Annotated in this window: 20 protein-coding genes and 1 pseudogene; 4 read left to right on the forward strand and 17 right to left on the reverse strand. The window is 63.1% G+C overall.

Annotated elements, in window-relative coordinates; all coding sequences use genetic code 11:
* Nucleotides 1–18 precede the first annotated feature (18 nt).
* From gtdA to BLR24_RS03175, 8 genes are read right to left on the reverse strand one after another with little or no spacing between them, the layout of a single operon-like run.
* The gene (gtdA, locus tag BLR24_RS03140) at nt 19–1056 is read right to left on the reverse strand and encodes a gentisate 1,2-dioxygenase (RefSeq protein WP_093012408.1); all 1038 of its coding nucleotides are present in this window, start codon (nt 1054–1056) and stop codon (nt 19–21) included.
* Nucleotides 1056–2216 carry an FAD-dependent monooxygenase gene (locus tag BLR24_RS03145; RefSeq protein WP_093012411.1) on the reverse strand — a complete coding sequence of 387 codons (1161 nt, stop codon included), beginning with the start codon at nt 2214–2216 and terminating at the stop codon, nt 1056–1058. Before BLR24_RS03145 ends, gtdA begins: the two co-directional genes overlap by 1 nt.
* 25 nt (nt 2217–2241) lie before the next feature.
* On the reverse strand, nt 2242–2664 hold the full coding sequence (locus BLR24_RS03150; RefSeq protein ID WP_093012414.1) for an acyl-CoA thioesterase: 423 nt from the start codon (nt 2662–2664) through the stop codon (nt 2242–2244).
* Between the two features lie 6 nt (nt 2665–2670).
* Nucleotides 2671–4335, reverse strand: coding sequence for an AMP-binding protein (locus tag BLR24_RS03155; RefSeq protein WP_093012417.1), 1665 nt, complete (start codon nt 4333–4335; stop codon nt 2671–2673).
* A complete protein-coding gene (locus BLR24_RS03160; protein WP_093012420.1) occupies nt 4332–5648 on the reverse strand; it encodes a TRAP transporter large permease in 1317 nt (438 codons plus the stop codon). The genes BLR24_RS03155 and BLR24_RS03160 overlap by 4 nt, the downstream gene beginning before the upstream one ends.
* Complete coding sequence (locus BLR24_RS03165) at nt 5645–6172, reverse strand: TRAP transporter small permease (RefSeq protein ID WP_254787143.1); 528 nt, start codon at nt 6170–6172, stop codon at nt 5645–5647. Before BLR24_RS03165 ends, BLR24_RS03160 begins: the two co-directional genes overlap by 4 nt.
* Before the next feature lie 5 nt (nt 6173–6177).
* Nucleotides 6178–7149 (reverse strand): TRAP transporter substrate-binding protein DctP, encoded by a 972-nt coding sequence (gene dctP, locus BLR24_RS03170; RefSeq protein ID WP_093012423.1) that lies wholly within the window; start codon nt 7147–7149, stop codon nt 6178–6180.
* A gap of 33 nt (nt 7150–7182) precedes the next feature.
* Nucleotides 7183–10809 carry an indolepyruvate ferredoxin oxidoreductase family protein gene (locus BLR24_RS03175; RefSeq protein ID WP_139188692.1) on the reverse strand — a complete coding sequence of 1209 codons (3627 nt, stop codon included), beginning with the start codon at nt 10807–10809 and terminating at the stop codon, nt 7183–7185.
* A gap of 78 nt (nt 10810–10887) precedes the next feature.
* On the opposite strand from BLR24_RS03175, the gene BLR24_RS03180 reads away from it, so the two are divergent.
* On the forward strand, nt 10888–11820 hold the full coding sequence (locus BLR24_RS03180) for a LysR family transcriptional regulator (protein ID WP_093012429.1): 933 nt from the start codon (nt 10888–10890) through the stop codon (nt 11818–11820).
* 598 nt (nt 11821–12418) lie between these two features.
* Here BLR24_RS03180 and BLR24_RS03185 read toward each other — a convergent pair.
* From BLR24_RS03185 to BLR24_RS03225, 9 genes and pseudogenes are all read right to left on the reverse strand, one after another.
* Complete coding sequence (locus BLR24_RS03185; protein WP_093012432.1) at nt 12419–13960, reverse strand: amidohydrolase family protein; 1542 nt, start codon at nt 13958–13960, stop codon at nt 12419–12421.
* Between the two features lie 58 nt (nt 13961–14018).
* Complete coding sequence (locus BLR24_RS03190) at nt 14019–14807, reverse strand: ABC transporter ATP-binding protein (RefSeq protein WP_217636274.1); 789 nt, start codon at nt 14805–14807, stop codon at nt 14019–14021.
* A gap of 2 nt (nt 14808–14809) precedes the next feature.
* Nucleotides 14810–15739 (reverse strand): ABC transporter permease, encoded by a 930-nt coding sequence (locus BLR24_RS03195; RefSeq protein ID WP_093012438.1) that lies wholly within the window; start codon nt 15737–15739, stop codon nt 14810–14812.
* Nucleotide 15740: 1 nt separating this feature from the next.
* Nucleotides 15741–16805: an ABC transporter substrate-binding protein gene (locus BLR24_RS03200; protein ID WP_093012441.1), complete on the reverse strand. Its 1065-nt coding sequence runs from the start codon at nt 16803–16805 to the stop codon at nt 15741–15743.
* Between the two features lie 80 nt (nt 16806–16885).
* The gene (locus BLR24_RS03205; protein ID WP_093012444.1) at nt 16886–18292 is read right to left on the reverse strand and encodes an amidase; all 1407 of its coding nucleotides are present in this window, start codon (nt 18290–18292) and stop codon (nt 16886–16888) included.
* A gap of 597 nt (nt 18293–18889) precedes the next feature.
* Nucleotides 18890–19279 (reverse strand): annotated as a pseudogene (locus tag BLR24_RS30950) (transposase); the annotation flags it as partial.
* 106 nt (nt 19280–19385) lie between these two features.
* Nucleotides 19386–19907 (reverse strand): nucleoside deaminase, encoded by a 522-nt coding sequence (locus BLR24_RS03215; RefSeq protein ID WP_093012450.1) that lies wholly within the window; start codon nt 19905–19907, stop codon nt 19386–19388.
* A gap of 342 nt (nt 19908–20249) precedes the next feature.
* Nucleotides 20250–20996: an aspartate/glutamate racemase family protein gene (locus tag BLR24_RS03220; protein WP_093012453.1), complete on the reverse strand. Its 747-nt coding sequence runs from the start codon at nt 20994–20996 to the stop codon at nt 20250–20252.
* A 94-nt stretch (nt 20997–21090) separates the two neighbouring features.
* Entirely contained in the window at nt 21091–22413 is a 1323-nt protein-coding gene (locus tag BLR24_RS03225) for an MFS transporter (RefSeq protein ID WP_093012456.1), read from the reverse strand.
* Nucleotides 22414–22671: 258 nt separating this feature from the next.
* On the opposite strand from BLR24_RS03225, the gene BLR24_RS03230 reads away from it, so the two are divergent.
* From BLR24_RS03230 to hydA, 3 genes are all read left to right on the forward strand, one after another.
* Nucleotides 22672–23382, forward strand: coding sequence for a GntR family transcriptional regulator (locus BLR24_RS03230; RefSeq protein WP_093012458.1), 711 nt, complete (start codon nt 22672–22674; stop codon nt 23380–23382).
* Nucleotides 23383–23431: 49 nt separating this feature from the next.
* The gene (locus BLR24_RS03235) at nt 23432–24772 is read left to right on the forward strand and encodes an amidohydrolase family protein (RefSeq protein WP_093012461.1); all 1341 of its coding nucleotides are present in this window, start codon (nt 23432–23434) and stop codon (nt 24770–24772) included.
* A 101-nt stretch (nt 24773–24873) separates the two neighbouring features.
* Nucleotides 24874–26292 carry a dihydropyrimidinase gene (hydA, locus tag BLR24_RS03240; RefSeq protein ID WP_093012464.1) on the forward strand — a complete coding sequence of 473 codons (1419 nt, stop codon included), beginning with the start codon at nt 24874–24876 and terminating at the stop codon, nt 26290–26292.
* Nucleotides 26293–26305 lie beyond the last annotated feature (13 nt).

Consider the following 26305-nt stretch of genomic DNA (forward strand, 5'->3'; position numbering starts at 1 on the left):
TCCAGTAGTTGCAGCAGGTCAGCTTCGGGCTTCGCGCAAGAGGCCCAGCTTTTCGTGAACAGGCCGGTCCGAATAGCTGAAAAGTACCGTGTCCCGGCGGGCGGCCACGGTCCATTCGCTCCAGCCCGGGACCACCGCCACATCGTTGGGGCCGATGCGAAGGGCTTCGCATCCCTTCACGCATATTTCCGCTTCTCCCTCCAGACCGACCAACACTGTGCTGTCCGTCGACCTGTAGGGCCGCGTCGCGAATCCGCCCGGGTAGTAGCGCAGCACCGCACCGATCGTCGGCATCGCCCAACCCCCGGTGGTCGGATTGACGTACCGCAGGCAGACGCCCAGATGGGGGTCGGGGTCGGCAGTGCGTGCCTGCACCTCAATGGCCTCTCGCGCACGCACATACGGGTAGCAGAACATCGGCGACGTCAGCCCGCGCTGCACATGATCGATTGGCAATAGGCCCGAGCCGAAACGCGCCGCGCTCTCGCCTGCTCCGCGGCTGGTGGTCTGAACCTTGTGCGAGAACTCCTCGCGGAACCCTGCCCGCAAGAACGTGACCAGCGGAACATCGAGCCCGTCCAGCCACACCACCGGTTCGCCCCCGTCATGACCATGGTCATGCCATGTCCAGTGCGGCGTGATGATGAAGTCTCCGCGGTTCATCGGCGTCTTTTCTCCATCGACCGCGGTGTACGCGCCAGAGCCATGCAGCACGAACCGCAATGCCGATTGTGTGTGCCGGTGCGCCGGGGCTGTCTCGCCAGGCAGGATCAGCTGCAGCCCGGCGTAGAGCGTATCGGTCACCTGGGATTTGCCGGGCAGGCCAGGGTTCTCGAGGACCAGCACCCGGCGCTCGGCCTCTTCGGCGGTGATCAATTCGCCGGCCCGAAGCAGCTGGGGGTACACCTCGTCCCAAGACCACATGCAAGCCCGAGCCGCGGGGACCGGCTGCGCCGGAACCAGGCCCTTGAGTACGCTCCACAGCGGCGCCAGGTTCAGCGGCTGCAGTTGCTCGTAGTAGCGCTCACGCGCCAAGTCTTCCGTACTGTCGGTCATCATGACTCTCCCGTGGTCCGCTCGGCAGCGGCGGCGCTCCGCCACGCCTCATAGCCATCGACGAAGCGCGGAGACATGGCTCGCAAGCGCTCGGGATCGATCCGTCCCGACCGGCCGATGTAGGACATCGCAAACTCCCACGCAGGCTGATTCAGGTGCTCGGCGAAATGGTCGTACCAGGTGGCGCTGCGCGTGGCGGCGCCAGCCAGCTTGTCCACGATCGGCTTCCTCTGTTCAACGAACTCACCCAGTGCGTCGTCCACGCTGTCAGGGTGTCCGGCGAGCGCATGGACGAGCGCCTGCACATCCTCCAGCGCGAGGCGCGTTCCAGATCCGATCGAAAAATGCGCGGTACGCAATGCGTCGCCAAGCAGCACGTGCTTGCCGACCACCCACTTCTGGTTGCTGATGACCGGGAAGCGGCGCCACAACGATCTGTTGGTCACCAGCTGGGCGCCTTCCAACTCCTCGGAGAACAAGCCTTCGCAATAGCGCCTCGACTGCTCCTCGCTCATCCGTTCGAAGCCGACGCGCTCGAAGGTCTGTGCGTCCACTTCCACCAGGAAGGTGCTCATCGAAGGCGCGTAGCGGTAATGGTGCGCATTGAAGCTTCCCTGCGACAGTTGCTTGAACGTTTGGGTCAGGTAGTCGAACGGCCGGTTGGCGCCGAACCACGCGAACCGGTTCTCCAGCAACGTCACTTGCGTGCCGAATTGCGGCTCGAACGTTCTGCGCACGAGGGAGTTCACGCCATCCGCACCGATCACGAGATCCGCTTCGCCGAGCTCCGCGAGGTCATGGACGACGCGGCTGTCGATCAGGGTGGCTCCAACGGACAGCGCCCGTTCGCGCAGGATGTCCAGCAGATGCAACCGCCCGATGGCCGTGAATCCGACGCCATCGACGCGAATACGCTGGCCATGGACGCGCAGTTCGATGTCGCTCCACCTCTCGAGCCCGGCCGTGATGAGCGACAGCGTTTCCTCGTCGCCTGCGGCCAGAAACTCCAGCGCGCGGTCCGAGAACACTACGCCAAAGCCGAACGTTGTGTGGGCGTGGTTCTGCTCGAACACCGTCACTTCGGCGCCCGGCACCTCGCGCCGGATGCGGTAGGCGGCATAGAGACCTGCCGGCCCCCCGCCAAGAATCTTGACTTTCATTTCTTGATGCTCCTTGCGATGGTGCTCAAAGGCCTTGCTGCAGAAGTGCCCGCACTTCGTCGGGGATCGGCGTCGCACGCAGTCCACGTGGATCGCCGTGCGGATGTTCGGCCCACACGCGTGTCTCCTCCGCTTCCATGAGCAGTTCCGGTCCGCGCAGAAAGCAGTGCCGGAAAGCCAGAGACTTGCCGCCGAGCCGGGTCACTTCGATCCGGTGCGTGACCATTTCATGCAAGGCTGGTGCGCTGATGAACTTCATGGCAAGGGCGAGGACCGGCAAGCCGCCGAGCGCCGTGTCGCCGCGCGGACCGTTGGGGTCGACACCCAGCTGGAGGAACATTTCGTTCAGGCCCTCTACCATCCAGCGCGCATAGTGAGGAAAGAAAATGATCCCCCCGGGGTCGCACTCGCTCCAGTGCAATCGGCGTTCATAGGTGTACTCGTACATGGTCTATCACTGCGCGGGAGGTTGGGACGAGAGTTTGGTGGCGATCCACTGACGCATCTGTTGGCGATCCAGCTTCCCGACGCGCGTGACGGGGAAGGTTGCGACGGCTTCGATCCGCTCCGGACACTTGTATTTCGCAAGCCCTTGCGAGACAAGAAAGGTCGCCAGCTCCTGCACGGTGGGAAGGCTCGTTCCGTCGCGCGGAACCAGGTAGGCACACGCCTTCTCGCCGTAGACCGGGTCGGGCATCGCGACGACCTTGCCATCCATGATCTGCGGATGCCGCCCGAGCAGTAGTTCGATGTCCTCCGTGCCGAACTTCTCTCCGCCGCGGTTGATGTTGTCTCGCATCCGGCCTTCGAAGTAATAGACCGTCCGCGAACCCTCCAGGCCCGCGCGCACCATGTCGGCAGTCCGGAAGAAGCCGTCGGATGTCATGCTCGCGGCGGTGATGTTCGACGCTGCGTAGTAGCCGCGCAGCGACGAGGGCCCTCGGAAGCAGAGTTCGCCCGTCTGGCCGAACGGCACCTCGCGTTCCGTCCCGGGCTCGAGCAGGCGAATTTCGTCGTGTGCCCAGCACACCGTGCCGATGGAACCGTGGCGCACGGTGGCGCCCTCATCCGGTGTGCCGCAGAGCACCAATCCCTCTGTGATTCCGTACATGTTGGTCGCGGGGCGGCCGGTGCCTTTCTCTATCGGCTCGGCACCGATCAGCGTCAGCGTGAGTTGCAGCGACGAGAGGTCGTGGCGTGCGGCGTCCGCGTAGCCGGCGATTGCCGGCGCATGCGGGCCGATGGTGAATGCGTGTTGAACGCGCTCGCGCTCGACGGACGCGAAAAAGCGGGCCACATCCCAGCGCGGCATCAACACCGTGGTGGCCCCGTACAGCACGCAGCGCAGCACCGAGAACATCATCCCCGCGTTGTGCAACATCGAGAGGGCCCAGATGCCCACGTCGCCATCCGCGCAGCCGAAGTGATCGCACCAGGCCTTGGCGTGCGCGAGGTACTCGCCGTGATGGCGCGGGATGACTTTGGGCACGCCCGTCGAACCACCCGAGAGTTGAAACGTCGCGACGTCGCAGCAGTTCCACTGTTCCTGGAAGCCGACGCCCGGGCGATGGGCCTCCAGATCCTCGAGCGCAATGCCCGGCGCTTCCGGCCGACCGCCGGCGACGACCAAATGCTCGATCGCGTGCGCGGCCGACATTTCCTGCGCGAACGCGACCTGGTCGAAGTTCGGCGCAACGTCGGCTTGCACAAAGAAGGCGCGCGGCCTGGTCGCCTGCGCCAGCGCAGAGATTTCGACCGACCGGTACTGCTGGATGGTGCAGACCGGCAGCACGCCGGCCTTGAAGCACCCGAACAGCGCAAGTGCCGTGTCGATTCCGGTTCCCATCTGGAAGATCGCCCGGTCACCGGGCTGCAGGCCGAGCTCACGCAAGCCGGCGGCGATCCGGCCGCTTCGGTCGTCCAGTTCTGCGAAGGTGATGCGAAGGTCTTCGCAGATGTACGCCACTCGATGCGGATGAAGTCCTGCCACCTCGGCAAGCGCCTGGCCGACGGTTCTGCGCTGCCATGCGCCGGCCTCCAGATAGCGCAGTGCCTGCTCAGGCGGCGTGTAGACCACGCCATCCAGCTGGAGGCGCGAACGGGATTCGATACCGCTCATTTGATGGTTCCTGGCAGCCAGGTGGCGAGTGGCGGGAAGAAGAACACGGCCACGAGCACAATGAAGCTCATGACCACATAGGGCGCGACCGCACGGAAGATGTGGGCCATCGTCACCGTAGGCGGTGCAACGCCCTTCATCGTCATCAGCAGCAGTCCGTGCGGCGGCAGCAGCAGGCCCATCTGCATGCAAATCAGGAACATGATTCCGAACCAGATCGGATCGATCCCCAGTCTCTGCACGATGGGCATGAAGATCGGGATGGTGATCAGCATCATGCTCACCTGATCCACAAAGATCCCGAGGAAGATCAGGATCAGCATCATTCCGGCAACGATGGCCATCGGCCCGAGCCCGCTACCGGTGATCACCTCGACGATGCCATTGGAGGCGCCGGAGAACGAGAGTATCTGAGCGAAGGTGGTAGCGCCCATGATGATCAATAGGATCATTCCGGAGATCGCGATGGTGCCCCTCAGTGACTGCATCAGCGCCCTGAGCGACAGCGCGCGGTAGGCCATGGCAATCGCCAGGGTCGCGACAACACCGAGCGCGGCGCTCTCGGTCGGCGTCGACCAACCAGCCACCATGGCGCCCACCACCACGCCGAAGATGGAGAGCAGCGGCAGGACGTACTGGAAGAGTGGCCTGAAGCGCTCCCAGCCGTGGAAGCTCTCGAAGTCGGTCGGAGGGGCAAGGGACGGATTCATAGTGCACCGGATCACGATCCAAAGTACGAAACCAGTCGACAGCAGCAAGCCGGGACCGATGCCGCCAATAAGCAGCCCGGAGATCGAGATGTTCGCCAGGCTTCCAAGCAGCACCGTCAGCGCACTCGGAGGAATCAGCATGTCAACCGCGCCGATCGCCATGATCGGACCCGTGGCCATCGTGGGGTGGTAACCCCGTGCCAGCATGACGGGCACCATCAGAGAGCCCAGCATTGCAGTGGTCGCGATGGTCGATCCCGAGATGGCGGAAAAGACCGTCCCTGCGACGACCGCCACGACCGCCAGGCGGCCGGGCAAGCGCGTGATCAGGCGCTCTACGCCTTCGATCACCTTCACAGCCAGGCCCGTATGGAACAGGATCTCGCCCATCAGGATGAAAAGTGGAATAGGCGTCAGCGAGAACGAGCTCACCGCGACGAAGCCGTTGCGCACGATCTGCCCGAGGCCCGCTTCGTTGCCCAGGTACAGCCAGGCGCCGACCAGGTTCGTCACGAGGAAGGCGAATGCCACGGGAATGCCGACGAAGAGCAGCACCGTCGAGCCGCCCAGCAGCAGCAGGGCCGGAAAGATCCAGTCGCTCATGCCGCCGACACCGCGTCAGAACGCGGCTCCACAGGACCATGGGCGAGCCGCCACATACGGAACGCGAACTCGATGGCCAACAGCGCGAAGGCAATCGGCATGCCGGCAAGCAGCCACCACTCCGGCACCACCAGACTGCGGGTCTGCATGGCGCCGGCTGCATAGCTCTTGCCGACCATGATCCAGCCCATCCAGGCCAGTGCCGCACATGCCGCCAGGCCCGCGGCGTCGGACACCCACTCGCAGGCCCAGGCAACCTGCCGGGGAACCGCCCGCAGCAGGATGTCCACCCGGATGTGCTGTCCCGCCCGCAACAGCGCCGGTGCAGCCAGCAAAGTGCAGAAGTACAGGCCGTATTCCGAGATGTCGTTTGCGGCCGTCAAGCCGCGCGGCAAGCCCGGAACCGCGACGTTGCGCAGCAGGACATCGGCGGCAATGGAGCCGACGATCACCAGCAGCACGATGCAGGCCAGTGTCATCATGAAGGAATAGATGCGACCAAAGGCCGCTTGCAGGCGCGTCATGCCAGTCACTTCGCCGTGGACAGGAGGGCGCGAAGCTTCGGGCCGTGGACGGGGCTCTGCTTGATCAGGTCGGTCCAGCCGGCCTCATAGACCTTGTCGAGGTACTTGGAGGTCTCTGCGGGGCTGAAAGTGACGGACTGGATGCCCGAGCTGTTCTGCTTGCGCTTCTCGTCTTCTCCTTCCTTGCGCCAGTAACCAGAGTTCGCCTCGACTTCCATCGCCATTTTCTGGATGAAGTCGCGTTGCTGCGGGTTGAGGCTCTTCCACTTGTCGAGATTCATCACGATCGAAACGTCGGCGTCGTAGAAGCCCGGATCGACCCGGTACTTGGTCATCCCCGCCAGGTTCAGGTCGAACACGCCGCCAACGGACCACCCATAGCCGTCGATGACGTTGCGCTCCAGGGCGGTGTAGATCTCGCCGGGCGGTACGTTGATGGGGTTGCCGTTCAGGGCCTGTAGTGCGGGCCGAATCGCCGGCGACACGCGGATCTTCTGTCCGGTGAAATCGAGCTTCTCCGGCTTCTTCGTCAGGAAGATATGAAACGGGTAACCCTCCACCATTCGGGCGAGGTACTGCATGTTGCCCTTCTCGTTCCAGACCTTGTTGATGTAGTCGACGGCGCCGTTCTTGCGCTGCTCGGCGATCGGGATCTGCGCCATCTTCAACGTGTCCGCCTCCGGAAACACGTTGGTGTAGAAGGCGCCGGGGCTCAGAGCGATGTCGACCACGCCGCTCTTGACGGCGTTGCCGATCTCGAAGGTCGGCACGGCGCGCGGGCCACCAACGAAGTTGATCTTCACCAGCCCCTTGCCCTGGGCGTTGACCCGCTCGCTCCACTTGATGATCTCCTGCGACCAAGCCGTGTTTTCGGGGAATGCAGTCGCCAGGCGCAGTTGCGCCTCCTGTGCGGTTGCCGCCAAAGCAGTCGTACCGAGCAAGGTCGCGAGCGCGAGGTAATTCAGGTTGCGGATCATCGGTTTGTCTCCTGTTGTGGTGGAACGATGCGGTCAGGCCGCGAGGGGAACGGATTGAATGGGAATCGTGCGTGGCCGACGAAGCTGGACCAGCAGTGCATCGGCGCGTTGCCTGACGTCGGCGACGGCGGCCGACTTGACGCTCTCGTACCCGCGAATGTCCATCGGCAAAGCCAGCAGCTGCGCCACAAGCACCGTATTGCCCGAGTCGAGGAGCGCAAGCCCATCGCGCAACAGGGTTTCGTACCAGTCGATCAGCGCACGCTCTTCGCGACGCGACGCCATTCGGCCAAAAGGGTCGGCGGCGGTGCCACGCAGCACCTTGAACCGTGCCAAGGCAACCAGGACCGGGCGCACCCACGGGCCGACACGCACCTTGCCCTTGAGCCCGAGCAGCCTCGCGAATGGCGGCTGCAGGTTGTAGGAAAGCCGCACCGGCCCCGAGAACATGGCACCGACGCGCTGTTCGAATCCGGTTCTCGTGAGGAGCCTGGCCACCTCGTACTCGTCCTTGTAGGCCATGAGTTTGTGCAGGCCGTCGGCAACAGCCGCGGTCACGGCAAATGAGGATCCCGCTCCATTGGCCGAGGATTCGGCGCGAGCCGAAGCGGCCACCTGCTCGAGATATCGCAGCGCATACTTTGCATCCTGGTAGTCGGCCAGGTCTCGGGCGCGCAACGAGACGTGCTCGCGCAGCTTCACCGGCAACTTGGCCAGCAGCAGTTCGAAAGACGCGAGTGCCACGGTCTTGTCGCCAGTGCGCAAAGCCTCCGCGCGGTCGGCGAGCGGCCGGGGCTGCAAAGTCCCGAGCTGTGCGACCTGCTCCGGCGCGTGCACCCACAGGCGGCCCGCCCGGAAAGCCTGGGTGTTCGCCTCGACCTGGGTGCCGTTGAGGGCAATCGCGGCCTCGATCCGATCCGCCGGGATGGGCAGCCACCCCGCCTGGTACGCGGCGCCGATGGCCACCATATTGGTCATCATGAAGTCACCGAACAGGACCTCGGCAATCCGCCGTGCGTCGAGTGTCACCCTGCCCTCCTCGCGAGCGGCTCTGGCGACGGTCTCGACCAGCTCATCGATCGGCAACGACTTGCGCGAGTCGCGCACCACGTCACCGTTGGGAAACACGCCCGAGTTGATCACGGCGCGAGTCCGTCCCGCATCGCAGCACTTCAAGTTATTCGCGTCAACCGCCGCCAACAGGTCGAGCGCGAGGTAGAGATCGGCCTTGCCTATTCCGACCTTGTTGGTGTGCGAAGGCGCATCCGCCGGAGCGAGGATCAGGCTGGACAGAACCGCGCCCCACTTCTGCGAGGCCCCGGTTTGATCGTAGGTCTTGACCTGCAGGCCTTCCATCGCCGCCGCTTGTGCAAGGATCGCACTGGCCGTCAGCACGCCGGAGCCGCCGAGACCCGGCATGTAGACGTGATACGGCGCCACCAGCCGCGCGACCTCGACCTCCGGTAAAGCCTCGGCCTGGATCGTTGGCCGCGCGGGCTTGCGCACCCCCGTGCCGGGGGAGACTTCCACGGTGACGAACGAAGGGCACTCGCCTCCAAGGCAGGCCCTGTCCTGATTGCAGGTGGACTGGTGGATTTGCGTCTTCAGGCCGAACTCCGTCGGCACTTTCTGCAGCGACATGCAGTTCGCCTTGGCTCCGCAGTCGCCGCAGTTTTCGCACACCTCCTCGTTGACCACAGTGAACAACGTCGGCGCCGGCTCCAGCCCGCGTTTCTGGCGGCGGCGCCGCTCGTTGGCACAAGCCCCGTCGTAGATCACGATGGTGACGCCGGGCACTTGCGACAACTCCGCCATCGTGGCCTCGAGCTCCGACGGCGTGCGGTGCACAAGCCCTGTCGGCAGACGCACCGCCGCATATTGCTCTTTTTCCTTGCTCACCAGTACGACGCGCGCGGCCCCGTCCTGAAGCAAGCGGCCGGCAAGGTCAGCGATGGCGGTCGCACCAACTGCTTGCTGGCCGCCCGTGTTGGCCAGCACTCCGTTGATCAGCAGCTTGAAGGTGATGTTCGCGCCGGTGGTGATCGCGAACCGGATGTTCTGGTAGCTCGAATGAGCCAGCGCGCCATCGCCGACGTTCTGCACGATGTGCGGGCGGCTGGTGTATTGCGCGAGTCCAAGCCAGGGCAACCCTTCGCCTCCCAGCTGCGTCGTGCCTTCGACGCGCTTTTGCGGGTCTTCCATCAATGCAGCAAACAGGTGGCAGCCTGGTGCTCCCCACGCCACCTGCCCCGGCGCAAGCAACGTCGACACGTTGTGCGGGCAGCCCGAGCAGTAGTTGGGCGCGCGTGCGGGCAGGCTGGCAGCGCGGTTTGCGGTCTTTTGCGTGAGGTAGCGCACGCGCTGCAGGCCCCGTTGCGGCAGCTCGAAGTGATGCTGGAGCACGCGCGCAAGCCGCTCGGCGACCATGTCGCTGGTCATGCCACCCTGCACGGGGAACAGCCGGTCGCCCTGCGAATCCTGCTTGCCGACCAGTTCGCGAACGCTCGTGCCGACGATGCCGACGGCCACCTGCCGCTCCAGAAAGTCGCGCTTCTCTTCCACGACGATGACGGTATGAAGGCCCTGCGCGAACTCGCGGAAGAAAGCGGCGTCGCCGGGGCAGAGCAGACCCACTTTGGCCAGTCTCACGCCTTGGGCCTGCATCACTGCGCGATCCAGCCCGAGATCTTCGAGCGCCTGCAATGTATCGGCCCAGCTCTTGCCGGCGCTGACGATGCCGATGCGGTCTGCAGCGGTCGATTGGACGACCCGATTGAGATGGTTCGCGCGTGCATACGCAAGTACGGCGGCGTGACGTTCGTCGTACAGCCGACGCTCGGTCTCGACGTTGGTCACAGGAAAGAAACGATGGTTCGCAGCCTTGGCAAAAGGGTGGCCCACGAGCTCCAGCTTGGGAACTGCCGGCCGGATTCCGTCCGCATGCAGCTGCACGACTTCCCCGCCGTCGCACAACGTTCCGACAAGCTTCAGCGCCACCCAGCAGCCCGAATAGCGCGAGAGCGCGGCTGCATGCAGGCCGTAGTCGAGAATTTCCTGGATGCTCGCCGGGTACAGCACAGGGATGCCATGGTGCTCAAACGAAAATTCCTGCTGGTAAGGCACCGTCGAGCTTTTCGCTTCATGGTCTTCACCGCTGAGGATGACCACGGCGCCATGCTTGCTTGTCCCCGCGAAGTTGGCGTGCTTGAGTGCGTCACCCGCGCGGTCCAGCCCCGGTCCCTTGCCGTACCAGTAGCCGACCACGCCATCGACCTCCGGATGGGGGTGCTCATCCAGCATCTGGGTGCCGCTCAGCATCGAGACGGCGAACTCCTCGTTTTGCGCCTCGCGGTGCGTGATTCCGTGAGCATCGAGAGTCTTGCGCGCTTGCCGCAACGCGATGTCGATGCTGCCCAGCGGCGAGCCCGGATAGCCCGTGACAAAGGCTTGGCTGCGCAGCCCCGCAGCCCGATCCGACCGCATCTGCTCGACCATCATCCGGATCAGAGCGCTGTTGCCGTTCAGGAAGGCAATGTCTGTCTCGACGTCAAAGCGTGAGTCCAGCGAAGCGCCGGCGCCGGCTCGCTGGGCGATCGGGTGCCCGTTCGAATCCATGGGGTTCTGTCTCCTGTCTGGCCGACGGACATTCCTGATCGGCACTTTTATGGAGGGCAAGGATCGGTCAGTGCCGACATTTAGACAATAAACTTGGAGTTAAAGTCATTATTTACATTGCAAATGTCCGAACACTTCGGTTTCGATCTCAACTTGCTGCGCGTGCTGGTGGCCGTCCATCGATGGCGCAGCGTTTCCAAGGCCTCTGTCGAGCTGGATCTCAGCCAGCCCGCCACCAGCCTTGCACTGGGGCGGCTGCGCAAGAGCTTGGGAGACCCCCTGTTCGTCCGGTCACCCGCCGGGATGCTCCCAACGGCGCGGTGCACCCAGGTGGTGGAGGCGGCGAGGAAAGCGCTCACCGATATCGACGAGACCGTGCAGCACGGCACCGTGTTCGATCCCGCTACAACCCGCCGCGACTTCGTCCTGACCATGGCGGACGTCGGGGAGTTGCACTTCATGCCCCGCCTGATGGCGCACCTGCAACGCGAAGCGCCCCACTGCAACGTGCGATGCGAGACCTTCCCCCTGGAGGACATCGCACGCGCGCTCGAGGATGGCCGCTGCGACCTTGCCCTTGGCTTTTTCCCCAATCTGGAGCGGCCGACACTCTATACCCAGACGCTCTTCATGCACTCATTGGTCTGCGTAGTGCGAGCCGACCACCCCGAGGTGCGCTCCACGCGCATCGGGCTTCGCAAATTCCTGGAGATGTCGCACGCGGTGGTGATCCCGATGGGGCGCAGCGGCGAACTGTTCGAGACACTGCTGAAGGAGAAGGGCTACAGGCGGCGCGTGCAGTTGACCTCCGTGCATTTCCTGACTGTGCCGGCCATCGTCGCCGCGACTGACATGATCGTCACCGTCCCCCGATCAATCGCCGACTACTACACCCGCGTAGAGCAGCTGCGCATCGTCGAGCCGCCGATCAATATCCGCCCATATGCCCTCAAGCAATTCTGGCACCCGCGGTATCAGTCGGATGCAGCTGTGAGATGGTTGCGGGAGTCCGTGGCCCTACTGTTCGGCAGCGGGGAAACGCTCCGGAGGCCCTGAGGAAGGTTTTCGGCTCGATGAACCTGCGTGCGATCGCCTGCGGCATGACACCCACGAAATCCGTGCGCGCAATGATGGCCGGGAGCGCAAGCGCGACGGATCGAAGGCATCTTCGTCCCTCAGCACATCCTCGATCGCGGCCACAGCCGGCTGGACGACGCTCGGACGAGTTAAGTCGCGGCCGCTTCGTCGGCGAGCATTTGGTCCAAGACGCGGCGCGCGCACGGCCGGCGCATCGACGTCCAGCAGCACCGGCTCTCTTCTGCCAATGGTCGAGGTGTTCGGCGAAGCGGGTCTGCATGGGCGCATCGCGGTGGGCTGCAACTCGCTGCCACGCAATGTCGCCGTCCATGGGGATGCCATCTTCCAACTGGCTTGACAATGAACCACGCCGCGGTTCTGGCTGACGGCCGTGCGCCGATGTATGTGCTGAACGGCTTCCTCGACAGTGGCAAGAACACGCTGCAGCGTCATCAGCTGGGCCACGCGAGTCTCTGAAGACGTCGTCCTGCTGAATTCGGGCACTCTATCAGCCGCGGACCAGCTGTGGAGACTCAGATGGTCAAGGGCACGGCTGCGAGCGGCGCCCGGCCAGCGATCAGCTACGCGAAGACGCCAGGTAGAAGGGCTGGCGCGCCTGCTCCGTGCCGAGATAGTCGTCATAGAACGCTTTGACGTGAGGGAACACCGCCTTAGACAGGCGTCGCCGCGCCTGTTCCTCGGCGGTCTTCGGTCGCGCCAATTGAGCCGCTAGGTCTGCCAGGGCCTTATCTCGATCGATGTACTTGAATACGCCGTTCGAATAAATTGGGTCGCCGCCAACGTAGACAGTCTCCACATGCTTCTGCTGCGCGCGCTGAATCAGCGCGTCCAACATCGTCACGTCCTCGTCCTGGTATGGATACGTCGCGCGTTCGTAGTCGATGACGACCGCATCAAAATTCAACCCGACGTCAAGGCGCCCAATCTCACCTCGGAAAGCTGTGGTCCGAGCACCGTGCTCGGTCGCCATCTGGACTACCTGCGGCACGCTCGGGACCTCGCGCTCGTCCATGCCGGGCACGCGGTGGACACGCAGAGCCAGCTTCATCTCCTGCAGCATGTCCCGGTCTTCATTGATTCCGGCCTCGTCAAGCCCCAGGCCGATGGTGACACCCCGCCTCGACAGGTCATTGATGGGCGCGACACCGCTACGAAGCCTGAAGTTACTGCTGCAGTTATGGCAAACACAGGTCCCGCTGTGCGCGACCCGCTCGACGTCCTCAGCGGTCAACCAGACTGCGTGGCCAAGGGTCAGCCACGGGCCGAGTGCGCCCAGGTCCTCAAGGTGTCGGACCGCGGTGGTGCCGGTGCGGCGCCTGGCGTACTCCTTTTGGTAAGCGGTCTCCAGCAGATGCATGTGCATGGGCACGTTATCGGCTTGGGCCAGCGTCACGAGTCTCATCAGCCCGTCGTCGGTGATCCAGTGCAGATTGGCGGGCGCGAGCTGCACGCGCGTCAGCGGGTGCTGGTTCTCGGCCCGTAGCTGCCGATAGAGCTGAACGTGCTGGTCGAAACTCATCGTGGCCTGCCGGAGGTTCTCCAGCAGCGGCTCCCCGATCTCAGTTGGCAGCGCGGCGCAGAACCTGGCATCGTCCTCGTAGACGAAACGATTCTGCTCGCGCACCGCATAGCAATAGGACGCACGCATGCCGATGCCCTGGTAGGCCTTGAGCACCGCGCTCGCGGCACCATGCACTTGTTCGTAGGAGCCCCTCAGCCAACCGTGGATGTGCTGCACCGTGGTGATGCCGGAGGCGATCATCTCGAAAGCAGAGTAAAGCGTGTCGAGATAACTGTCGACGTCGCGCGCGGAAAGTCGAGAAGCGAACCAGAGCTCCAGTGCATAGTCCGGCGATCCCAGTTGCAACGGCGTCAGCCCGACATGGTGATGACTGTTGACGAAACCCGGCAACAAGGCATGCCTGCCGTGGTGGGTAACTGGCGCCTCCAGATACCGCTGTCGGATCTCCTCATACTCGCCTACGGCCACGACCTTGCCATCCTGATGGGCCACGGCACCATCGCCGATGACCTGCGGAGTGTCCCGATCCTGAATGCCGGTAACAAGCCACTTCGCACGAACTAACGCTACTCCCATGAGTTCTCCTTTGAATAGTGATAGGTAGAGATGTCCGGGGAAACTTGCCAAGCAGATCCTAGACGGCCGCTTCCATCTCACGGAAAGCCCGGTCGACTTCGTCAGCGAGCAGATCGCCGAGCCTGAGTTGCAGCTCGATGAACGCCGGATCGCGCGGCTTCCGCGGGCGTGGCAGGTCGACCGACACGATTTCCTTCACGCGGCCGGGGCGCGAAGTCCACACGACGATGCGGTCAGCCAGTGCCACCGCCTCTTCTATCGAGTGCGTCACCATCAGGACGCTGGCCCCGCTGACACGCCAGATTTGCAGCAGATGGTCCTGCATCTTGGCGCGCGTCTGGATGTCCAGTGCAGCGAAGGGCTCATCCATCATCAGCACCTTGGGCTGCATAGCCAAGGCGCGTGCGAGGGCCGCACGCTGCCGCATGCCTCCCGAAAGCTCGTCGGGCCGCTTATGGCCCGCATCAGCCAGCCCGACCTTCATCAAAAGGTCCTGGGCAACCCGATCCCGCTTCTCGGGGAACTCCCCTCTCAGTTTGAGTCCGAAGGTGACGTTCTCTGCGATGGTGAGCCATGGAAAAAGCGATGCTTCCTGGAAAATCATGCCTCGTTCTGTATCGGGGCCCGTGATGGGCATGCCATCGCACAGCAATTCACCTTCGGTTTGGGTCTCAAGGCCCGCGACCATGAAGAGCAGGCTGCTCTTCCCACATCCAGACGGACCTAAGAGCACGACGAATTCGCCTGGCGCAACATCAAAGCTCAGGCCGTCGATGGCGGTCGTTGCCTTGGGCGTGTCCGCGTTCCATACCTTGCGGACCTTGTTGACAGTAATGCGTGGCTTCATGGTCATCTACCTCCAGTCGCGGCGGGGCCGACCCACCAAAGCACTTTGTTCTGGACCGTGAGCAATGCCCTGTCGAAGGCATAGCCGAGCAGCCCGATCAAGGTCATCGTGAAGAACACGAGGCTTGAGTTGAATGTGTTGCGGGCCATCATCACGATCTGCCCCAGGCCAGACCCCACGCCGACTGCCTCGGCGATTAGCACGACCATCCAGGCAGCGAACAGGTTCAGTCGAAGCGTCACGAACAGGCCAGGAAGAACCGTCGGCAGGATGACATGGCGGAACAGCTGATGCTTCGTCGCGCCCATGATCCGTGCCACGTGGATGTACGACGCCGGGACGTTGTCGATCTGTGAGAGCGTCGAGAGCACAATGACGAAGAAGACAGAGATGAAGACAAGGAAGATCGCGGGCACATCGCCGATGCCGAAAACGAAGATGGCGATAGGGAGCCACGCGACAGGTGATATCGGCGTCAGCAGCGTCACGGTCGGCAGCGTCAGCAACCCGAAAATCCTGTAGTAGCGAATGGCGATGCCGAACGCCACCGCGCCGACGAAGCCCAGCGTCAAGCCGACGACAACCCGCATTGATGTCCACGCCATCACGGCGAGGACCGGCCACATACCGCCCGATTCACCGTCCTCACTGGAGCCTGCCGGCGAGAAGAAGTGGAACTGTTCGGTGAGCTTGGCAAGAAATATGTGCGGCGGTGGCAACAGCAGTGGATCTGCCAGCCCCGCATACCAACAAAGTTCCCAGGCGCCAATTAAGGACCCCACGGACGCGAGCCACCATAAGCTGCGCTGAACGCCTGCAATGAGGCGTCGGCGGAGAGCCTTGGAGGTTTGGTTAGCGGAAATCGGCTTGGCGCAGCGCGCGCCAGCCACCGGCAGCGCGCCTGGGGCCTGCGTGTGAGGACCCGTGACCATGTCAGGCCGACTTGAATTTAAGGCTATCGAACAGCGCCTTATTTTCTGCGATGACCTGCTCCATCAGGCTCCAGTCGAAGGCATCGCGAGTCGTCGGCTTGCGGATATAGCCCAACTCACGCATCGACTGCGACCGGTCCAAGATGAACTGGGTGTTGCGGCGCTGGTCAATCATCACCGGTTGCTTGCTGGCGGCCAGCTTCGCGGCATCGAATGAGGTCTTGTAGAAGGTGCCGACGGTCTGGCGAAGCGCGGAGTCGATGTCCGTTTCGACCTCGCGCTGGGCCATAAGCATCGCCTTGATGATGGCCTTCACTGCCTTGGGATTTTTCTCAATCAACGGAGTGCGGACTGCCAGGACACAATCGGAGTACAGATCGCCGTAAAGGTCTTTTCCATCCGTAAGAATGGTCGAGCCCTTGCGCTCTTGCATGCATTTGGTGGCGTACGGTTCAACGTGGCAAATCGCATCCACGGCGCCCGCGATGTAAGCCTGAGCCATCTCAGGCGAAGTATTGAAATAGCGCACCTTGACGTCCTTGAACGACATGCCGCTCTTCTTGAGGTAGTCGTAGGGCACCAGTTCCTGCGTATCCGCCTGGAAAGTGCCGATCGTCTTACCACGCAGGTCCGCCGCGCTGTTGATTCCTTCTCGAGCAATCAGCATCAGGCCTTCAGCGCCGGCACCCGCGACGATCTTCACCGGCGCGCCGGCATCGACCAACGTCAAAAAGTTTGAATAAGGAATGACTGACATGTCGACCTGCCCGGATCCGAATAGCGTCGAGATGTCCGCTAGCGTCGGCGTAACGACGAACTTCAGGTCCACCCCGTCCGGCTTGGCTAGTCCCCTGCGCTCAACCAGGAAAAATGCGAGATTGCAAAGCCCTGTGCCGTGTGTTGCTTTCAGGGTGGTAGTCGCTGCCGAGGCAACGCTTGGCAAGAGCGAAGCTGCTACGCCCAGTGAAAGCGCCAGCGAGGCGCCGGTGGCGGTAGCGCCTTTTACAAAGTCGCGGCGCGAAGGCTTGCCGCTGTCTTCATCGAGGTTGCAGTGACGGAAACACATAAGACTCTCTCCAGTAAATGCGCCTAAGCGGCGGGGTTGAAAAAATCGGCAATGCGTCGCGATGGCGCTCAGTTGAAGTGCTAGACAGTGGAGGACCGGGCGAGCAGGCGCTCCATCAGACCGGCGAAAGCGAAAACGAGGGGGTCTTGAAAACGGGGTGCCACTATCTGCAGGCCCACGGGGAAACCGCGCACCGTGGCCACAGGGACCGAGCAGGCGGGTACGCCGCACAGATTGAATAGGGGAGTAAAGACGGCGTGGTCTCGCAAGCCCGCGGTTCGACCTTCGACACGGGTCGGCGCTATGGAAGTGTTGTCCCAGGGAATCACGGGGACGGTCGGACACAGCAACAAGTCGAAGCTGGAAAAGAAGGTTCCGAGATCCCGCTGGATGCGATCACGCGCCCGAAGTACGGAGGCCCTGTCTGAGGCGCTCTTCAGCGCTCCGCTTTCGATCTGTGCCTTCAGGTGCGGGTCGATCTCGGTCGTGGCCGCCTGCAGAGCCCGGCCATGCAGCGCATGCAGCCCCGCATGCTGCAGCGCATCCATGGGATACGCCGACACCGACTCGCCCCAGGGCGGATCCGCCTGCGCGACATTCCAGCCAGCGCTTGCAAGCCGGTCGACCACCTGTTCGATCGCCAGGCGAATGTCGGCGTCGATAGCGAAGCCGCAGCCGAGCCTCGGGCTCCATGCGATGCGCACATCCTTCGATGGTGCGCGGACCGAGCACTGCAGCGCTTGCCAATCAACGGGCAGTGGCGGCGCACTGGCATCCGACGCATCAAAATCCCCTACTTGGTCAAAGAACCAAGCGCAGTCCGCCACATTCTTTGCCAGCAAGCCCACCACCGAAACACCATAGTTCGGTTCACCGAAGCCCCAAGGATTTGGCACGAGGCCTTGGGACGGTTTGTAACCGACCAGGGCCGTATGGGCAGCCGGGCGGCGTACTGAACCGCCGGCATCGGTCCCAAGCGCGAGGAGGCCAAGCCCCGACGCGAGCGCCGCGACCGCTCCCCCAGAAGACCCTCCGGGCGTCCTTTTCAGGTCCGCTGGATGGCGTGTCGTACCGTATACGAGGTTGTCAGTTGCGCCCTTGCACGCGAACTCCGAGCAGTTGGTGATTCCGAGAACCACGGCGCCTAGCGCCCTCAAGCGTTGCACAACCCAGGCATCGCGGGGAGCGACGAAGTCCTTGAACAACCGCGACCCCTGAGTCACGGTGTATGCCTCCACCCAGAGGTTGTCTTTTACGGTCACAGCGACGCCGGCCATCGGGAGATGCTCCCCAGCGTCGATACGCGCATCGACCTCCCGGGCTTGCCGAAGAACGTCGTCCGGCCGGAACTGCACCAGCGCGTTGATTGATGGGTTGATCCTGGTGACACGTTCGATGAAGTGCGCCGCGACCTCTGTCGCCTGGATCGAACGCTGCCCCACCTTGACGACGCATTCCTGAGCAGTCCATTGATGCGGGGCGGTCATGCGGCAGGACCCGCCACACCGGAAACCATCGTCTTCCGCAAAAACGTTTTGCCTTCACTCTCACGGCGTGGCTGATTCCTGGTGTCCATGCACACAACACACAAAAATCATGCCAACAAAATACACTCGCTTTGTTTACATAATTTTCGGCTTTGTGAGCACTGATTGTTATTGGGAGGCTCGGCCTTAGGCTATTTACAGAGGGGCGACGTGATGCGCGCATTTCAAAAGAAAAAGAGAGCACCAAATGCGAACATCAAGCCTATCTGTGTATTCGCTCATGGTGCACATTGCACCCAAAACGTCCGTTGATTGTTCAATACTAGTGTTGAACTTCCAGAGGCTCCGTTGCGGGGGCGAAACCACAAGGCATCGGAAGCCTGTTGCGCTTCGATGAGTAAAGCGTTGACGACCACCTCGGTTGGCCGGCCGGACTGAACGACCTAGGAGTCTGGGCGGCAGACGGTTTTGAACCTGGCTCTGGCGGGTTCCGAGCCATCGCTCGGCCGTGCACGGTTTGTCGCGGCAACTCATCGAGGAGCTGGCGCTCGATAGCAGCGACAGGGGCGGTTTGCGCCCGCATTGCCTGCTATCCTGCTATGCGCACGGCATGGCCGCCACCCGCCGGAGGTTCAGCGCCAGGCACACGAGCTTCCACTCGGCCTTCACCCGGTGCAGGCCTTGGAGGCTGAACTGGCGGAACCCCAGAACGCTCTTGATCCAGCCGTTGGGGGCTCGGCGAGCCATTTGCGTCGGCGGTAGGCGGCCCGCCCCTCTCCTGTTTGCAGCTTCGCTGCCATCTGTGCCGTACGCGGTGGTCGCTCTGGATCGAAGGCCAGCACGCGCTTGCCCTCTCGCCCCAGTGCCACCACCAGATCGCAGCCGCTTGCGGCCAAGGCCTCGAACACGGCCTCAGATTTTGTAGCCGGTGTCCGCCAGCACCTGCCCGGGGAGTTGGCCCAGGCTGGCCTGCACGGCACGCAGCATCACCGGCAACTCGGCCGCATCGCTGCCGCAGACGAGCTAGCTAGCTAGCTGGAGTAGACCAGAACGACCTGCTTTCCCTAGCCGACCGGCCCGAACCAAATCATTCTCATTTCGAAGTGACGCCAACGCCGGCCGACAGCGCGACCTGGTCCCCTCCCCACCGCAGCCGCAGTGCCAGGTAGTCCGCTTCCATCACGCCTTGTCGCAGTTCCACCTTGTAGTCCGTCAAGTCAGAGAACCGCTCAAGGCTGAACTCTCCCAAATCGGTTCTTCGCAGCGTCGCGTGTCGGAGCGCAAGGACGACCGTACCGACGCCCGCAAGCTTCAGCGCCCCGGCGCACATTGGGCACGGCTCCATTGTGCAATATAGGGTGGCCCCCAGCACTGCAGCTTTGCCATGACGCGCATAAGCCGACCTCAATAGATTCGTCTCGGCGTGCGAAGTGACATCGCCTTCCGTGTTCTGGCGGTTTTGGCCTCTGGCCAACAATATGCCGTCTCTGACCAGAACCGCACCCGTGGGCCAGTCTCCGCGCTCAAACGCGGTCCGGGCCTCAACCAGGGCCTCGCTCATCCATAGGACGTCGGTGGCCGCAAGGCTGCCGTCGGCAGAAGTCTCTTTTTGCATGTAGAACTTTCTTTAGTGGGTATCGCGCATTCAGCGCATGTGGCGGGATATGACTGCGAATCGCTCCATCAGCAGCATGAAGATGACGGGGGTGACCACGAGAACCGGAAACGGCGGCGACCCGAACGTCCAGACTGCCTTCGATGAGGTGCCACATCCTGAGTCTGCTGGTACATGAAGAACGCTATGTAAATCTGCTGGCCCCCGCTCACCAGCGCCTGCGACACGAAAACGCGCACGCTGGCGGCGAACACGAGCAGGCAGCCGGCCAGGAGGCCCGGAGCCGACAGTGGGAAGGCACCTTGGCGGAATGTGCGCCAGTGGCCCGCGCGCAGCCGTTTCCTAGTCGCGCCAGCCGATCCGGTTGGCGAGCGGGTCTGGCAAGCCGTTCGACGCCTTTGCCGCCGGACGGCGGAAGGTACCGACCGTCGCCTTGCGCGGATCGAGCGCGATCAGCGCCTCGGCCTGCTTGAGCGCCGCCCGGATCGGGTCGACGACCGGCACAGAGATACGGTCGCGAACCTTCGACGCGAGCCCGGCGAGCGGCGCGCCTGCCAGGATCACCACGTCTGCATCGTCCTCAGCGACCGCCTGCTCGGCGAGCGCTACCAGCGCGTCCTCCATCTCGTTCTGGACCGTGTCGATGGACGAGAAGCTCCTGCCGACCGAGCGAATCCCAGCGCAGCGCGCCTGCAGCCGGTTGGCGTCGACGCAGTCCTGATACCAGCTCCCGAGCGACGCCGCGAAGGTGACGATGGAAAAGCGCTGGCCCAGCATGCAGGCGGTCAGCATGGCGGCCTCGGACATGCCAATGACCGGAATGTCGAAAAGCTCCCTCGCCCCGTGCAAGCCGGGATCCCCAAACGCGGCGATGATCGCGGCGTCGACTTCCCGGTGCCGCTCCGCCAGCATTTCCAGCGCGATGGCGCCGCCGATCTGCGCCTCCGCTCGGGTCGAGATGTATGGCACCCCACGCGGCGCCGTGGCCGAAACGATGTCGGTGCCTTGCGCTGCGACGGGTTCGGCTGCGCGGACCAGCAGGTCGGTCACCGAGGAGGTGGTGTTGGGGTTCAGGATGAGCACACGCATGACGCTGTTTCGAAGTGAAGGTATGGAAGGCACGACACGGCTGTCTCGGGCAGTGCCGTCTCGACGTGGCCGGCGCCATGGCGCGACGAGGGCGCTACAGCCTCCGCTGACGCAAAAGCATGACGGCGCCGATGAACAGGAATGCCGCGGCGACCCACAGCGCGATGGTCACTTCGCCGGTTGCGTCCTTCACCGCGCCCATGAGGAATGGCGCTCCGAACCCGCCGATATTGCCCATCGAATTGATCAGCGCCAAGCCTGCTGCAGCGGCGCTGCCCGACAGAATCTTGTTTGGCAGCTGCCAGAACACCGGGATTGCGCACAATATCCCCGGCAGCGCGACGTAGAGGGCCAAAATTGCCATCTTCGAGCCTTGCATCACGAAGACTCCCATCGCGGCGCAGCCCAGGCCGCCGACCAACACGGCCAGGCCGCTGTGGAGCCGCACCTCCTGAGTCCGGTCAGAATGGATGCCGTTCAAGATCACCGCGATCACGCTCACGATGAATGCACCCGACACAATATAGCCAATGGTCGTCGCGCTCGTGAAGCCGAGGTCCCGGATGATTGACGGCGCCCAGAAGACCAGGGCGGATTGGCCGAAGATGATGCAGAAATAGATAAACAGCAGCCTCCAGACCTCCGGGCTCTTTAGCGCGACGCTGATCGACTCCTCGCGCTCACCCAGGGCCTTCCCATTGCGGGACAGGTCGTCTAGCAACAGCTGCTTCTCCGATGGCGCGAGCCAGTCCGCCTTCTGCGGCTTGTCGGTCAACATCCACATGGCCAGGATGCCCAGCACGACCGAGGGAATCCCCTCAATCAGAAATACCCACTGCCAGCCGTGCCAGCCGTTGAGTCCGCCCATGTTGTCCATGATCAGGCCGGCCAATGGGCCGCCGAGAATGCCTGATACAGACGAAGCACAGCCGATCAACGCGAGCGCCTTTGAACTGCGCGTGGTCGGGAGCCAGAAAGTTAGATACAAGACAATGCCGGGCCACAGGCCGGCCTCAGCCGCTCCCATGAAGAAGCGCACGACGTAGAACTGCGTGGGCGTCTTCACAAACATCGTGACGATGCACGCCAAGCCCCAGAGGACGGCGATGCGCGATAGCGTTTTCTTTGCACCGTAGCGCATCAGTGCCAAGTTGCTTGGAATCTCGAAGAGCACGTAGCCGATGAAGAAAACACCGGCCCCGAGGCCGTAGATCAGGTTGCTGAACTGCAGGTCCTCGTTCATCTGTAGCTTGGTGAATCCGACGTTCACCCTGTCGATCCAAGCCATGAAAAACAGTATGAACAGAAACGGGACGAGCTTGAACGCCACCTTCCTGTAGACCGCATTGAGGGAGGCGCGGTGCGACTCGTCCTGGGTTGTCGGAATGCCCGCTGCTAAGCCTGCCGAAGAATTCATTTGAAGTGTCTCCTACGAAGTAATGAGGTTCGGAACGACATCGAACCAGGCCCTTAGGCGCTTCGTCGACACCTCTACTCTATTGGATGGACAGTCATGTCAACATAGGTGTTTACGATATTTCTATTTTTGCCAACAATTTTTTCTCCACTCAATCGAAAAATCTAGGCCTAGATCGATGATCTTTTCGTCGAAAAGAGTGTTGACATTTTCTCGAACGATCTGCAACATAGCTCCGTATGGCATTAACTAAAGAACATGAACACCGAGCTCTCCCGTAAGCGCGCTTCACCTGCGAAGGAAACCTCGCAGCACGAGATCTATGACCGGATCTGCGTGGCCATCCTGGAGCACCGTCTGCGGCCGGGCACCAAGCTGGCGGAGGAACGCTTGGCGGAAATCTTCAAGGTCAGCCGGGCCCGGATTCGCGAAGTGCTGGCCCGGCTCGCCTATGAACAGGTGGTCGAATTGATCCCGCAACGCGGTGCCTATGTGGCCAAACCGAGCGTCCAGCAGGTCCAGGACGTTTTCGAGGCGCGCCGCGTCATCGAGCCAGCCGTCTTGCGACGACTGGCGTCGACGCTCACACCAGAGAAACTGGGCCGGCTCCGCGAACACAACGCGAAGGAGGTCGACGCTCGGCAGCGGGGTGATGCGCGCGCCGTCGTACGCCTGTCGGGCGAATTCCACTCGCTCACGGCCGAGCTTTCGGGCAACTCCTCGCTGTCTCGGACCATGCGCGAGCTCTCGGTGCTGACGTGCCTAATGATCGTGCTCTACGACGCGCCCACGGCCAGCAGCTGCCGCGCGGATGAGCACGCCGAGATCATCGATGCCATCGAGAGGTGCGACGCCCAGCGTGCGGAACGCGTGATGCTGGAGCACCTGGAGCACATCCAGAGCAGCCTGAAGTTGGAAGGCGTCAGTGAGGAGGTCGACCTGGAAGAGATCCTGATGAACGGGGGTTGATGCCGCGGCGCCCTCCTAACGACACGACCACGACGACAAGGAGACAGATTTGAAAGAACTAGTTATCGACGGCGCATGCATCCTGACCGGCGCCGCGAAACGTCCGCTGATCGACGCAGGGTTCATCCGCATCTCGGGCGACCGCATCGTCGAGGTGAGCGCTGGCAGCGCCCCCGATGCCAGACCCGGAACCGACCGGATCGACGCACGTGGCAAGCTGGTCATACCAGGTCTCGTCAATGTCCACACGCACGCCATCCTCTCGATGACCCGGGGGATGTCGGAGGACATGGGTTTCGCCCCTGCCTACACGCCGGGCGTTCCGCACGGCCACGACGTTACCGAGGACGAGGCTGTGGCGCTGGCGCGCCTCGGAGCGCTGGAAGCCATGCTGTTCGGCTCCACGCTCATCAACGACACCTACACACACCAAAACCTGACGATGCCAGCGATGGCCGAGCTCGGGCTGCGGGTCTGGGGTTCCGGACGCATCCATGACGTGGACTTCTCCCGCGTCCACCTCGCCGAGTGGGAGCACAAGCCACAGATTGGCGACTGGTCGCTGGGTGAGGCGGTGGCGCTGCATGAAGCGCTCCACGGAAAGGCGGACGGCCGTATGGGCATCTGCCTAGCTCCGCACGCCCCGGACACCTGCACGCCATGGCTGCTGAAGCGCGTCCGCGAGGAGCGTGACCGTCTGGGCGTGCGTGTGCAGTCACACCTGTCGCAGAGTCGCTTGGAAGTGGCGCGCATTCGCGAGCGGGATGGGATGAGTCCGCCCGAGTTGTACGACGAGCTTGGCCTGCTCGACGACACCCTCATCGCCGCTCACTGCATCCACGTCGACCAGAACGACATCCAGCGCATTGGCCGGTCGGGGCTGTCGGTCGCGCACATTGCCAAGGGCAATCAGACCGGCGGTACGATCGCTCCGACCACCGCCCTGCGCGCTGCAGGCGCCCGGTTCGCGCTCGGAACGGACAACTGCCATGCCGACATGGTCGAGGTGATGCGTTGGGCCCTGATGTCCGGCCGCGTGCAGGAGGGAAAGGTCACCGACAGCTGGCAGCCGTCTACGGTCTTCGAGATGGCCACGATGGGTGGTGCCCGTGCGATGGGACTGGCTAACGACATCGGATCCCTCGAAGTCGGGAAGAAGGCCGATCTCGTCGTGCTAAACATGCAGCAGCCCCATCTGATCCCGTTGATCAACCCGCTCGGCAACCTCATCCACACCGCGCAAGGGCGCGACGTCGAGAAAGTGATGGTCGATGGCCGCCTGATCGTCGACGGCGGTCGCGCCCTGTTGGTAGACCAGGACGCGATCATGCGAGAAGCCCAGAAGGCCGCCGAGTCGCTGTGGCGGCGAAGCCGAGCCGAAGCTAACTGACACCAGTGCAACCACGTGGCGGCACCCCCGTGCGCCGCAGTATTTCCCACCTGAGCCCGTCTTCACCAGGAACTGGCTCCATACATCCTATTTCTATCGACATGTCCAGCTTCGACCTCACTATCCGAAACGCGCGTGCAGTGACCGCCAGCGACACGTTCGAGTGCGACATCGCGGTGAAAGACGGGCGCATCGTCCAGATCGGCAGCCGATTGCCGCCTTGCGCCCGCGAGATCGACGCCGCCGGGCGATTCGTGACCCCGGGCGGCGTCGACGCACACTGCCACCTCGATCAGCCGGAGCCTCCGCCGATAAAGATGGCGGACGACTTCGACACCGGTACGCGCTCGGCCGCCTGCGGCGGCACGACCACCGTCATTCCCTTCGCGCTGCAGCAAAAGGGCCAGTCGTTGCGCGCCGCCGTCGAGGACTACCACCGTCGGGCCGACGGCAAGGCGCACATCGACTACACCTTCCACTTGATCATCAGCGATCCGACGCCCGCTGTGCTGAATGACGAACTGCCTCAGCTCATCAAGGAAGGCTATACCTCGTTCAAAATCTACATGACCTACGACAGCCTCAAGCTGGATGACGGCCAGATCCTGGACCTCCTCTCCGTGGCCCGCGAGCACGGCGCGATGGCGATGATCCATGCCGAGAACGCGGACTGCATAGAGTGGCTGACGCGCCGCCTCGAGGCGGCCGGCCGCACCGCGCCGCGCTTCCACGGTCACGCTCGTCCAATGCTGGTTGAGCGCGAGGCGACCCATCGCGCGATGGCCCTGTCGGAGCTGGTCGACACGCCGATCCTGATCGTCCACGTCTCCGGCCGTGAAGCTGTAGAGCAGATCCGCTGGGGTCGAGCGCACGGCCTGCAAGTGTTCGCCGAAACGTGCCCCCAGTACCTGTTCCTGTCAGCCGAGGACCTCGGCATCGACGACGGCTACCTAGGCGCCCGATGCATCTGCAGCCCCCCTCCCCGGGACAAGGCGAACCAGGAGGTCATCTGGCGAGCCCTTGCGGACGGTCTCTTCACCGTTTTCTCGTCCGACCATGCCCCTTACCGCTTTGAAGGCACCGAGGGCAAGCGGCCCGGCGGCGAGGAACCGGACTTCCGACACATTCCCAACGGCATTCCCGGCATCGAGACCCGCATGGCTCTGCTCTGGTCCGAGGGCGTGCTGGGTGGCCGCATCACTCGCGAGAAGTTCGTGGAGCTGACGGCGACTAACCCCGCAAAGGCATACGGCCTGCATCCCCGCAAAGGGACCATCGCTGTCGGCGCCGATGCCGACCTGGTGATTTGGGACGAGAGGAGCTTCGTCCTGAAGAACGAGCAGTTACACCACGCTGTCGACTACACCCCCTATGAAGGCATGAACCTCGGCGCTTGGCCCGGCCTGACGCTGTGCCGCGGCGAGGTGGTGTGGGACGGTACGTCGTTCACGGGACGTCCGGGAACAGGGAAGTTTCTGCACTGCGGCCGACCGACCCTGTTGCCGGACAGGTCGCGCTGATCAGCACTCGCAC

Origin of the sequence: Variovorax sp. OV700 (assembly GCF_900099805.1) — a bacterium.
Classification (GTDB): Bacteria; Pseudomonadota; Gammaproteobacteria; order Burkholderiales; family Burkholderiaceae_C; genus Variovorax.